At 34.1% G+C, this 12,606-nt stretch carries 14 protein-coding genes; 1 reads left to right on the plus strand and 13 read right to left on the minus strand.

Annotated elements, in window-relative coordinates:
* Position 1 precedes the first annotated feature (1 nt).
* The 9 genes from ACVRZD_RS00495 to ACVRZD_RS00535 all read right to left on the minus strand — a co-directional run bounded on the left by ACVRZD_RS00495 (position 2) and on the right by ACVRZD_RS00535 (position 7,979).
* Positions 2-856, minus strand: coding sequence for a sulfite exporter TauE/SafE family protein (locus ACVRZD_RS00495; RefSeq protein WP_447450159.1), 855 nt, complete (start codon positions 854-856; stop codon positions 2-4).
* A gap of 11 nt (positions 857-867) precedes the next feature.
* Entirely contained in the window at positions 868-1,653 is a 786-nt protein-coding gene (locus tag ACVRZD_RS00500; RefSeq protein ID WP_037624536.1) for a TrmB family transcriptional regulator, read from the minus strand.
* 152 nt (positions 1,654-1,805) lie between these two features.
* On the minus strand, positions 1,806-2,618 hold the full coding sequence (locus ACVRZD_RS00505) for a hypothetical protein (protein ID WP_037624537.1): 813 nt from the start codon (positions 2,616-2,618) through the stop codon (positions 1,806-1,808).
* Positions 2,619-2,734: 116 nt separating this feature from the next.
* On the minus strand, positions 2,735-3,253 hold the full coding sequence (locus ACVRZD_RS00510; RefSeq protein WP_037624539.1) for an NUDIX hydrolase: 519 nt from the start codon (positions 3,251-3,253) through the stop codon (positions 2,735-2,737).
* A gap of 14 nt (positions 3,254-3,267) precedes the next feature.
* Entirely contained in the window at positions 3,268-3,618 is a 351-nt protein-coding gene (locus ACVRZD_RS00515; RefSeq protein WP_037624541.1) for a DUF5655 domain-containing protein, read from the minus strand.
* The gene (locus tag ACVRZD_RS00520) at positions 3,618-4,565 is read right to left on the minus strand and encodes a sensor histidine kinase (protein ID WP_037624543.1); all 948 of its coding nucleotides are present in this window, start codon (positions 4,563-4,565) and stop codon (positions 3,618-3,620) included. Before ACVRZD_RS00520 ends, ACVRZD_RS00515 begins: the two co-directional genes overlap by 1 nt.
* Complete coding sequence (locus tag ACVRZD_RS00525; protein WP_037624545.1) at positions 4,562-5,227, minus strand: response regulator transcription factor; 666 nt, start codon at positions 5,225-5,227, stop codon at positions 4,562-4,564. Before ACVRZD_RS00525 ends, ACVRZD_RS00520 begins: the two co-directional genes overlap by 4 nt.
* Before the next feature lie 42 nt (positions 5,228-5,269).
* Positions 5,270-7,225, minus strand: coding sequence for an ABC transporter permease (locus tag ACVRZD_RS00530; RefSeq protein WP_447450160.1), 1,956 nt, complete (start codon positions 7,223-7,225; stop codon positions 5,270-5,272).
* Between the two features lies 1 nt (position 7,226).
* On the minus strand, positions 7,227-7,979 hold the full coding sequence (locus tag ACVRZD_RS00535) for an ABC transporter ATP-binding protein (RefSeq protein WP_037624547.1): 753 nt from the start codon (positions 7,977-7,979) through the stop codon (positions 7,227-7,229).
* Positions 7,980-8,151: 172 nt separating this feature from the next.
* On the opposite strand from ACVRZD_RS00535, the gene ACVRZD_RS00540 reads away from it, so the two are divergent.
* Complete coding sequence (locus tag ACVRZD_RS00540; protein WP_037624549.1) at positions 8,152-8,637, plus strand: PASTA domain-containing protein; 486 nt, start codon at positions 8,152-8,154, stop codon at positions 8,635-8,637.
* Between the two features lie 21 nt (positions 8,638-8,658).
* On the opposite strand, the gene trmFO is transcribed toward ACVRZD_RS00540, so the two are convergent.
* The 4 genes from trmFO to ACVRZD_RS00560 all read right to left on the minus strand — a co-directional run bounded on the left by trmFO (position 8,659) and on the right by ACVRZD_RS00560 (position 12,604).
* Positions 8,659-9,993 (minus strand): methylenetetrahydrofolate--tRNA-(uracil(54)-C(5))-methyltransferase (FADH(2)-oxidizing) TrmFO, encoded by a 1,335-nt coding sequence (trmFO, locus tag ACVRZD_RS00545; protein WP_037624551.1) that lies wholly within the window; start codon positions 9,991-9,993, stop codon positions 8,659-8,661.
* A gap of 132 nt (positions 9,994-10,125) precedes the next feature.
* Positions 10,126-10,839 carry a DUF3307 domain-containing protein gene (locus tag ACVRZD_RS00550; RefSeq protein WP_037624553.1) on the minus strand — a complete coding sequence of 238 codons (714 nt, stop codon included), beginning with the start codon at positions 10,837-10,839 and terminating at the stop codon, positions 10,126-10,128.
* The gene (locus tag ACVRZD_RS00555) at positions 10,836-11,504 is read right to left on the minus strand and encodes a SatD family protein (RefSeq protein ID WP_037624555.1); all 669 of its coding nucleotides are present in this window, start codon (positions 11,502-11,504) and stop codon (positions 10,836-10,838) included. The genes ACVRZD_RS00550 and ACVRZD_RS00555 overlap by 4 nt, the downstream gene beginning before the upstream one ends.
* 107 nt (positions 11,505-11,611) lie before the next feature.
* Positions 11,612-12,604: a D-lactate dehydrogenase gene (locus ACVRZD_RS00560; protein ID WP_447450161.1), complete on the minus strand. Its 993-nt coding sequence runs from the start codon at positions 12,602-12,604 to the stop codon at positions 11,612-11,614.
* Positions 12,605-12,606 lie beyond the last annotated feature (2 nt).

The following is a 12,606-nucleotide window of genomic DNA, read 5'->3' on the forward strand; positions in this document are numbered from 1 at the left end:
CTTATTTTTTCAACATGCCATAAGCACTATAGAGCAAGATAAAGGCAACAAACCATTGAAGAATTGAGACATTTAAGCTTGTTACAACAAATACTGCACAGAGAACGCCTAGTACACCAAAAGTCGAGGTGAAAAGGGTAATTTTACGGCTGTACTCACCTGATTTCACAAATTGAACACTTCCAACAGGTACTGAGAAAGTTGCTGCACCCATCATAATTGGGAAAGCGACTGCTGGATTTAAGCCAAGTAAGTAAACAGTAATCATGGTAAGGGCATATGATCCAATTCCGATGTTGTTTAAGGCTCCGAAAATGGCTAGCGCGATAGCCGCAATGACAAGTTTTAAGCCAGTTAGTTCAGTAGCATTACCACCACCAGGTAACCATCCAAACTTACCACCGAAGATAATCAAGGCAGCAATAATCATACCTATCCCAATAGAATATTTCAGTTTTTCAGCTGGAAGCTTAACAGCGAATTTTGCACCAAAGTATGACCCAACCATTTGGCTGATAATACAAACAACTAATGTCACAATTGAAACTTGGATGCTTGTGATATAGGCAAGTGCCATAACAGCAACAGGAATGGTACATTGTGTATTAAGAGTTCCTGGTAATTTTTTAACACTTGTCCAATTAAGTTTTGGATACAAGCTGGTACTGATGGCGAAGTCTGAAATACCAACAGTTGAAAGGAAGAAAATAATAGCACTACTGATAGGTAGCACACCTGTTTTAGCAGGTTCAGCCATTACTTCTTTTTTATGGCTTATTAAGTCTTTGATAAAAATAAAAGCAAAATAAGCATTGACAACGATAACGAGAAATAATAATAGATTTTTGAAAGTCATGGTATTCTCCATTAGAATATTTTCCGGATACCTTCAAAATCGTTTCCATAGGCGCGTGCCAATTCTTGACCATGTTCTTGAATGATCTTTAATGTATATGCATCGTGTTTAACATATTCTTTTGCTAAGAGACGCATTGCTTTATTGTGAGACCAAATCACATCACATGTTTGATCTAAGGTCCCAAATAATACAATATCATCATCGCAGATCAAGTTAACCCAACGCCCACCCATATCTTCAAGTTTATCTGTCTCGAATCCATGAGGGTAAAAACGTTTAAAAGGTAGAGTATAATGACCACTGGGACTAAATAAAATACAAACGAATACTTCTAGTCTGGCTTCTGCTTCTTTTAAAGCATTAATAATAGTGGGAGTTAAACTCTCTTCCCATATTTGGATATAAAGACTTTCTTTGGCATGTTCAATCATATATAACATTTTATGTTGGACTGCATCTTTATTTTCTAATTGCCACAGTAAGGTATCGTCTTCTTTTTCTTTAATAACAGATAAGTGATCATCTAAATATTGAATATCGCCAAGTGTCGTTTGTTTGAGCATGCTAACAAATTCTTCTGGCGAAATGGCTGAGTATATCTTTGGTTCACTTTTATTAACTAAAACGACTCCCTTTTTCACTAAAGTTTCTAAATTATTATAAACTTTAGACCTAGGAACACCAGATTTTTTACTGACCTCATACCCTGTCATGGAACCATTTTCCACTAGACTAAGGTATATATTGGTTTCAGACTCGGTATAGCCGAATTGTTTCATTTTTTTAACCAACATATTTACTCCTCGTTTTATATAGTAGCTACTTATAGTAACTACTATATTCTTGTAAGCGATTTTTGTCAATAGATTTTGTGAACTTTTTAACGTTTTTTTGAAAAATATTTCACGAAGTCAAAAAAAGCCTATGAAATAGGCTCTTTACATTTTTATAATGTTTTTTTATCAAAATAATATGCCATTTGTTTAATAGCTATTATTAATGACGTTGCATCATTATTTTTAAGTAACTCAGGACTATGCATATCTACTAACAATTGGTTGAGTTGATCAAATTGCTTTAAAGTATATAAACACTTTGCTTTATCCATTAAAAACTTTATTTTATAAAAATTAGTTCTTGCTAGTCCATCACCTTCCTCTAACTTTGCTACAAGTGCTTTTGAGAATTCTTTAAATTGACTTGGGTCATCAGTCCAAATAATTTTATTTTGCTGCACCTGATAGCCAACTGTTCGTGCAGTATCAGTTAATAGTTTATTATAGGCTTTAAGAAAGTCTTTATCAGAGGCTTTGCGAAAATTGTTTACAATGACATATCGACTTGTAAAATAAATCAATAAATACAGTAAACAGAATCCTATTCCTAATAGAATTGAACTATATTTTTCCATAATATAAAAGAGAATGGTCATGCCGATTAATGCAACTACCCAGTCAACAAATCTATTGCCTTCTTTATAGTTTACTTTTCTAAAATCACTAGCGTTTGTTTTGCCTAGATTATTTAGCTGAGTTATGAGATTATTTTTAGCATACTGATGATCATACTGGGCTGATTCAAAAAAATCAAAATGTCCAATATGATAAGTTTGCAGGGGCATGTTATATGTTTGGAATTTTACTTTTCTAGGACTTGCTTTGACTGCTGCAATACTTTCAAAGGGATAGATGTAAATGAATGGATTAATAACTTGTTCAAGACTGGTAAAGCCTTGGGCAGCTTCCTCCTCCCATTTCATAAAAAATGATTTAGAACATGTAATACATGATCTAAATTCTGCTCATAGAGATGATCATTTTCTTTATTGTTTATATAACTCATCGACTCCCCTTCAATCTTTTCCAAGTTACTATTTTATTTAAATGCTCCATACCTACCTAACATATCAAAACATAATTGAACCTTACCTAAGTGGTATGGGATAAATGTTCCATCTGCCATCATTTGAAAAATTTCCTGACGACTAGCCCACTTAACAGCTTGTACTTCTTCTTCTTGTAAGGTCAGATTATTTAAATCGACATCAGCAATAACTAAAAAGGTATCATCGAAGCCTTGCTCGAAATTTATAGTAAACTGCGGTCTCGATTTAGATAAATCAATGGAGATTCCTAATTCTTCCTGAGCTTCTCTCATGATGGCTTGCTGTGGTGTTTCGCCTGCTAAGGCACTGCCACCTACGGAAACATCCCACATGTTTGGAAAACCTTCTTTATTTTTTTGGCGTTGCTGAATCAACATGTCACCTTTGGTATTAAAAATACAAAGATGAACTACTAAGTGAAGGTCACCTTCTTTAAATTGATTCCCGCGAATCATTGTACGACCGGTTTTGACCCGTTGGTTATCATATATATCCCAAATTTCTGGCATAAGTAATCTCCTCTTTACATTTGGTATGCTTCTTTGATTAAGTCTAATAATTCTTGATCAATATCATCAACATGATGTATTCGAATTGAATTGTGGTAACGATTCTTTGAAATTTGTTCTGTTTTTGTCAACTGCTCATGGGTCAGTGGATGATCACTTACGATATTTAAATCTATCCATTTCTTCTTAGGATGAACACCTAAAAATGCTCGTTTCTTAACAATATGTAAACTTGTTTTTTTCACTTCAATCATTGGCTCAGCATATGTCTGAATATCTTTAATAAGCATTTCGTATATTTTTAATACATGTTCCTCTTTATTTTGAAATAAAGAGTCGAGAGAATAGTCACTATTCTTTATCATTACCTAGATCTCCTTGTGATTAAAACGTTTGTTCCTTTTTCAACTTTACTTTTAATGGCAATATCCAATTCCAGATTATTTAAGACTCTTTTTGTCATATAAAGCCCTAAACCTGAGGCTTTTTGATGTTCATGCCCGTTATATCCAGTGAAGCCATCTTCAAATATACGATTTAAATCAGAATTAAGTATTCCAATACCTGTATCTGATATTTTAATACTATCATCTCGGATTTCAATTACAATACTTCCACCATGCCTCGAATACTTAATTGCATTATCAATTATTTGTTCTAAAGCAAAACTAAGCCATTTTTTATCTGTTTTAAGTTTACTTTGACCAGTGACGCTAATACTAATTTCCTTAGAGATACATAGATAAGCATAACTTTTGATGATTTGTTTAATTAGATCTGCTACTTCTACTTGTTCAAAAATGTAATCATCATTGTAATCCGAAAACTTCAAATAAGTTAATAATTGCTTCAGATAATTTTCCATTTTAAAGAGCTGAATCTTGGCTTCTACCATGTCATAACTCTTTGTCTGATCCATTAGTGAGAGAACAGACAGTGGAATTTTCATTTGGTGGACCCACATTTTAATCATTTGATTCAAGCTATCCTTTTGTTTGATTAAGTCCTGTTGTGACAATTCATGTTGACTGATTTGCTTCTGGATGACAGACAAGTAGGCTAGCTCGCTGGGTGACTTTAATTCATTTAATTCATTTACATAAATAAAATTTTGTAAAATTTCTATTTTACTTTTGAATTTTAAGTAACTAGGAACTGTATAAAGTACTAAGAATCCTAAGGAAACCCATCCAGCAGTTATAAAATAATCCAGTGGCAAGTGGAAGAGATAAAAAACTAAGAAATTAAGAAAAAACAAGATAAAGTATATAATATACCATGATTTATACTCTTTAATAAATAATCTAATCATTTCAGTACGTATCCTACTCCTCTCACCGTGTGAATGTGATTCATTCCAATCTCTGCAACTCTTTTCCTAAGTCTGGTCATATTGACATTCAGAGTGTTTTGATCAATGAACTGATCGTTTTCCCATAAATGTGTCAAAATTTCTTCCTTGGTTACTACCTGTCCTTGTTTTGAAAATAGCAAAGCTAAAATCTTGTGCTCAGTCGGAGACAAAGCAATTTGGTCTTGACTAGTTGCCAAATTGCCATCGAAGGTCAGTGTAAAGGATTGAAAAGTCAGGTCAGATTTGGCAAACTGGTTTGCACGCCTTAGAAAGGCGGCAATCTTAGCATCTAGTATTGTCAGTGAGAAAGGTTTACTGATGAAATCATCACCACCCATATTTAGGGCCATGACCGCATCCATCTCATCAGAGGAACTAGAAATAAAGATAATAGGTACAGTTAAATCTTTTCTGATTTCGGTGGTCCAATAAAATCCATTATAGTAGGGCAAGGTAATATCCATTAGAATTAAATCTGGGGCAAAGTCCATGACTTCACGTTTAATATCCCTAAAATTTAGAACACTTGCTATTAGGTATTCTTGTGCTAAATGCTGCGTTAGCATATTCTTTATTGTGGCATCATCTTCGATAATAAATAGTTTTTTTAGCGTTTTCATATGACTATTCTAACAAAAAAGGGGCGAAAAATCGCCCTCTTTCTATCTTTCTATTATTTTGTAATAAGTGCGGCTGGTGATGCTATAAATAATAAAGTAAATCACAATGATGACTGCGATTGTACTTGCACAAACCATATAGATTAGATTTGTATCAATAACGCCAAAGAGTAAAAGCATTTGTTTAATCATTACTAAAGCAAGACAAAAGTGGATGATTGCCATGGTAATTGGCATAAAGAAGACAAGTAAAATTTGTGAATTAATTGTTTTCTTAACTTGTTTTTTACTCATGCCAACTTCTTGTAAAATTTGATAAGATTTTTTGTCCTGATGGCCTTCTGTATACTGTTTATAGTAGATGATTAAGGCAGCACCCATAATAAATGTTAGACCCAGTAGAAAACCTGTAAAGAGGAATCCACCAAAGAGTGCATAAGATTCATCTCTAAAGCTTTCTTTTGGAACAACTTGAGCAAGAAACTTGTCACCATCACTAAGATTACCAGTCTTATCAGTGATTTGATGTAATTGTGATTCTTTTAAATCAGCATAGACCTTATATTTAACTGTTAATTGATGGGTCAGTTTGCTGTTAGCGGCTTTAAGTAACTGATTTAGAACTTTCTGATCTTTGACTACAATTAATGATGGGTAGTAGGTATTTGTTAGGTCAGGGTAATAGACTTTTTTGTAGTTTTTTATTACCTGGTATTTTTTCCCGAGGAAATTAATGGACTTCAGCTGGCTGTCCCCTTTTTGTGTGAAATAGGCAACTTGGTCTGAGTTCAAATTTGGTATTTTATTTCCAAATTTTTCCAAATCTTCAATTGTTAAGATATAGGTATAGCTAGTTTTGGTTGGGGTGGGATGATTTAGAGATTCTGCTGTAACCTTTATTTCTCTACCTTTAGCACCAGGCATCCCTAACATAAGGGTACTACTATCTATATAATTTTCCTTGTTTAAATGGAGTGGCTTTTGAACATAGTTCTGAAAGTTCTTCTTTGCTACTTCTGCTTTCTCAGATACAAAGCCAAATGAGGTATTTTTAGGAAATAATTTATCAATTGAACTTTCAGTATTTGTATAAAGTGCTGTTGATGTTGCAATTGTTACGAAGGCCATACAAGCTAGTAAAGTGATGTTGGCTAAGCCAAGAGCATTTTGTTTCATTCGAAAAATTAATTGTGATGTTGAGACAAAATGTTGAGGTTTATAAAAATAGTTTTTATTGGCTTTTTTACCTTTTAAATACCAGGTCATAAATGAGATATAAAAAAGATAAGTTCCAATAATGACACAGATTACTGCTATAAAGAATCTAAATAATACTGCTAATGCTGCAATTTTTGCTGAACTGATTGATAAGTAATAGCCAAATCCAATTGATAAGAGAGACAAAAAGGCAAATATGATATTTCCTTTGGGTTCCAATTCTCCTTGCTGTTGATCTTGGAAAAGTAATAGGGGCGACGTTTTTCTAATTTTTAGAAGTCCGACAATTTCTAATACTAGGAAAAATATAATAAATAGTAGTGTTGATACTAGATACCCCTTAATATCAAATGGTAATGTTAATTGCTTCAAATGAGATAAGTTTACAAAAATGAGATAAAAGAGTTTTGAAAAGATGTAAGAAAAAATACTTCCTAATACAACAGTAAAAACTAGAATAATTATTAATTCGATACTTGCTACTAAACCGACTTGTTTCTTATTCATTCCAAGTATATTATAAAGACCAAATTCCCGACTCCTTTGCTTTAAATAGAAGTTATAACTATAGATTTCTATTATTAAGGTAAAGATATTGAGAATAACTATAGACAAGGTCAATAAGGTTTTTCCATATGACATATCTGAAGAGATAGGGCTAAATAAGATAATTGATACGATAGCACATAAGACAAATAAAACGGTGCTTGCTAATAGGAATGGTGCAACTACTTCTTTCGATTTCTTTAAATTATTCCAGGCTAATTTAAGGTAGAACATCTTATTCACCTCCTAATAAGCCAGTCATTGCCAATGATATGGATTTACTAAATTCTGCGTTAGATTTATTACCACGATACATTTGATGGAAAATACGTCCATCTTTAATAAAGAGAACTCGTTTGGCATGACTTGCGGCATTTGAAGAGTGTGTCACCATCAGGATTGTTTGTCCATCCATATTAATCTCTTCAAATAAATCAAGTAAGTCCTCTGAATTGCGGTAATCTAATGCAGCAGTTGGTTCATCAGCAAGTAAAATTTTAGGCTGTGTAATCAAACTTCTAGCTATGGCAACCCGTTGTTTCTGTCCTCCTGAAATTTCAAAAGGACGTTTGTTAAGCAGATTATCAATTCGCAGTTTGGAAGCAATGGAGCTTAAGCGTTTTTCCATTTCCTGGTGCGGCTTACGATCAAGAACCAATGGTAAAACTATATTATCTTTTATAGATAAGGTATCTAGTAGATTAAAATCTTGAAAGACAAATCCTAAATTTTGAAGGCGAAATTGTGCAAGTTGATTTTCTCTGATTTTCGTAATATCTTCTTGATTCAAGAGAACGCTTCCATTTGTTGGTTTTTCTAAGGTTGCCAAAATATTTAGTAGTGTAGTTTTCCCTGATCCTGATTCCCCCATAATAGCAATAAATTCACCATTATCTACTTTAAAATCAATATCTTGTAAGGCATGGGTAACTTCCTTTGAAAAGCGTGTTCGATAATTTTTTTGTAAGTGATTGATTTCTAATAACATGTCATATCTCCTTGTTCTATTATAACCTTTTACACTAACTATTATAAGAGAAAGATAATCTCCCAATCTTACAATTTCTATCAAGAAACTTACAGTTTTGTAAGTTTTATTGTTAGGATTACTCGGGCATTTTGGTATAATAAACTTATCAATCCTTGGATGGGAGAAAAATATGGTTAAAAAAAGACGACTTACAAATTCTTTAGGTGCTCTTGGTAAATTAATTTCAGTTATTCCAGATACAACCGAGTTAATAGGCAAAGGAATGGATAATACACGACCAATTGTCGAAAAATATATGGATCAACGTCACCAACGTCAAGAAAATTTAAGACGTCTAGATGATGTTATCAATATCCCACTAGAGGATGCTAAAGCGCATCTTGAGAAACAAGGTTTTATTGTGGCTTCTATTCCAGCGCGTCCGGATAAGCATTTAGCTGACTTTCGACTTAATGAAGTTGTTGCAATGTCGCCTAAAAGTGGCAAATACCCACAAGGTAGTCTCATAAAGTTGTACTTTGCTGATATTAATGTCTTAGAAAAAAGCACAGAATTAAGAGATAAAGATACCCTTCGCACGGTTGAATTTAATCAAAAAGTTGCTGATACAATTGACAACGTTAAACATATTAGATTTCCATTTAACAGAAAATAAAAAGAACCTCAGGGTTCTTTTTTATAAACATAAAAATGGTTCTAAATCTGCTAATGCACGATTAGCAATAGCTTCATAACGTTCTTTTTTATCACGGATTCGTTTGCCTTCTAGTTCTTTGATAATACCGAAGTTCACATTCATTGGTTGGAAATGCTTGCTTTCTGCATGTGTAACATAATATGGCAGGCTACCAATTGCTGTTGTATTTGGGAAGACTGCTTTTTCTTCACCTTTAAAGAGACGAGCTGCATTAATACCCGCAATTAAACCAGAAGCTGCAGACTCTACATAACCTTCAACACCCGTCATTTGACCAGCAAAGAAGAGATTTTGGTTGGCGCGTGATTGGAATGTTTCCTCTAATAAATTTGGAGAATCCATATATGAGTTACGGTGCATCACACCATATCTTACAAATTCAGCATTTTCTAAACCAGGAATCATTTGGAAAACACGTTTTTGCTCGCCCCATTTCAAATGGGTTTGGAAACCAACCATGTTATAAAGACTTCCCGCAGCATTATCCTGACGTAATTGAACGACTGCATAAGGCGTCTTAAATTCGCCGTCACGTGGTCCGGTGTAATCTTCTGGATATTCTAACCCAACTGGTTTCATCGGCCCGTAGAGCATTGTTTTAATGCCACGTTTAGCCATAACTTCAATCGGCATACAAGCTTCGAAGTATTTTTCTTTTTCAAAAGAATTAAGCGGTGCTTCTTCAGCTGTTGTCAGCGCCTCATGAAATGCCATGAACTCCTCTTTAGTCATTGGACAGTTGAGATAAGCAGCTTCTCCTTTGTCATAGCGTGATTTGAGATAAACCTTGTTCATGTCAATTGTTGACTTATCAATGATCGGAGCTGCTGCATCATAAAAATAGAAGCCGTCTCCGCCATTTAAATCATGGATTTTCTCAGCTAAGGCATCTGACGTCAAAGGACCAGTTGCAATAACAGTAATTGCATCATCAGGAATCTCTGTGATTTCACCACGAATTACTTCAATTAGTGGATTATTTTCCAACTCTGCAGTAACTGCTTCTGCATAGCCCTCACGGTCAACAGCCATTGCTCCACCAGCAGGAACGCGGTGTTCTTCACCAGCCCGCATGATAATTGAGTCTAAACGACGCATTTCTTCCTTCAGTAATCCGACAGCATTTGTAAGGCTATCACCACGGAAAGAGTTAGAACAAACCAATTCAGCAAAATTTGAGGTTTTATGCTGAGGTGTTGGTTTAACACCACGCATTTCATATAATTTTACAGGAATACCACGCTTAGCAATTTGATAAGCCGCTTCTGAGCCGGCTAAACCAGCACCAATTACATTAATATAAGATTGAGACAATAGACTAATACCTCTTTGGAGCTTATGACCTCCACAAATCTTTCTAAAATTTTTACTTGTTACATTATAGCAAATTTACGTTAAAATCAAAAGTATCACATTTTCTACATAACTATAGTTATGTCATCTTTTTTAAAAGAAACAAATCCAAGCTGCTACAAAAACAGATAAAATACTAAATAAAGAACCAATTAAATAATACTCAGCAAAAACTGGGTCTTTAGAAATTTTATCATAACGAGCAATTGATTTAGCTGTAAAAACTAGCCCAACTGATGCAAACTGTCCCATTACCATACAGATTCCAATAACAATTCTTTCCAAATTACCAATCATGGCACCTGCACCACTAATAGTATCCAATTTACTTTGCGAACGCGGTTGAAAGCGGTCAAAAAAAATCTTAAAAGCAATATTACTTGGTTTAGTAATTAAAACCATAAATAATATTATTCTCAGATAAGGATTATTTAAAAAATTAGGAACATGCCCTTCCCACAATAGGAAAATAACCCCTAGGATACATAAGATATGGAGGATTTGGTCAATAGCAAAGCTCTTAATCTGACTAAGTTTCAACAGTTTTGCTAAGTAGGGTTTACTGAAATCAATAACTGCATGGCTTAGCCATAGAAGCAAGCTAATGCTGACAGTTGATGGTACAATGATAGAAATCACTACTAGTGGCAAAGCAACGCCTAATAGATGCTTGATAAGAAAGTTCTTATCACTGTTCTTTTTATCTGCTATTTCTTGGCTCTGCAATTGAAAATCAGACAAAAAATGAGCTATGAAATAAAGTGTTACTAGTGGGTTGTCTTTTAAAAATGTCGATAATCCAGTCATTTACTTTCCTCCTCAAGCTCTTGCTGATAGAGGTCACATGCTGTTAACCTAGTCCTAAAGTAAACTTTAACACTACTTGATTTGAGACGTTTGGAGAGAGCACTTGGATCCAGTCTCATTTCTTTTGCTAATAAGGCTTGATTAAAATCCTCAGTATAGATATTTTCTGATAGCATAGTTTCAAAAACCTCTTGTTGACTAGTCACCCAATTGTTTTTGATGGCTTCTCCTGCTGCTAACAGACTATTAATGACCTTACTTGTTGATTCATTATCAGATTGAAATGCTAAATGGTTTTGTCCATAATCATTTTTTTCATGAATATAGTTAATGGCTTTTCTGGCATTCCAATATGCAGGACCATCAGCACCAATACTGATGTCTGGATTAATATCCGTTAATATTTGACCTACTCCAATACCAAAACGAATTTGGTATGGTTTCATCATCATACTAATATCATCAATTACTTGAAAAATATTGACCTGGGTAGAAAGAAGTCCCTGGAATTCATCTCCTAATGTCAATGAGAATTTTGAAACTACTTTTTTTTGATACTTTTCATTAATGGATTGAAGACAAGCTTTGAAACTGTTTTGGACGTCATAACGATTTTCCAGTGACTTTGAATCAATCACATCACCTATTATTGCTAGATAGTTCATAATTTTCTCCTTCACTATGTCTATTATAGCAGACATTATAGAAAAAGTCCGTTATAATGGACATTTTAAAAAAAGTCCGTTATAACGGACTTTTTCTTGTAAATAAATTAGTTAACACGTGTGTCAGTTGTTCCAGTTTCAATGACTTGAACAGCTGCATTCAAACCTCCTTCAACTAAGTTTTTAACAGCTTCATCTGTGTAATAAGCAGCGTGAGGTGTGTAAATAACTTTATCATGAGTAATCAATTGTTTAAATAGTGCATCAGTGATTTCTTGGTTTTCAAAATTCTTAGGAATGTATGGCCCTTCAAATTCATAAGTATCAATTCCAGCACCAGCTAGAAGACCATTGTCTAAAGCATCAAGTAAATCTTGAGTTTCAATTAGAGCACCACGTGCCATATTTAATAAGATAGCATCTTTTTTAAACTTACTAAACATATCCTTATTAAAGATATGCATATTTTCAGCAGTTGGTGGCATATGAAGTGAGATCACATCAGCGTCTTTAATTGTTTCTTCGACAGATTCCTTATATTCCAAAATTTCTTCTGCAGCAGCGCTCTGGTAGATATCAAAACCAACAACTTTACATCCGAATCCATTGAAAATCTTAGCTGTCGCAAGGCCAATTCTTCCCGTACCAATAATAGCAACGGTCATATCACCTAAGACGCGCCCACGAACAGGAAGGCTCCATGTGAAGTTTTGTTTTTTAACATTTTCACGGATCAATTCCACTTTGCGGATTAAATTCAAAGCAATTGTTACTGTGAATTCAGCAATTGACTCAGGTGAATAACTTGGAACATTGCTGATAATAATATCATTAGCTTTGGCTAAATCTAAGTTATACATATCCACACCTGCACTACGTTGTGCAATTTGTTTAATTCCGAGTTCTTTTAAAATTGGGTATACAGCATCATCTAGTGGGCCAATTTGGGCATTAACAACACCGTCAAAACCAGCAGCATTTTTAGCTGTTTCTGGAGTTAATGGCCCTTCCTCTAATGATACTTCAATTTGATTATTTTTTGCCCATTGTTCAACAAGCACTGCTTCTTCACCGCGGACGTTAAAACATTTTAATTTCATCT

This window comes from Streptococcus hongkongensis (genome assembly GCF_053206145.1).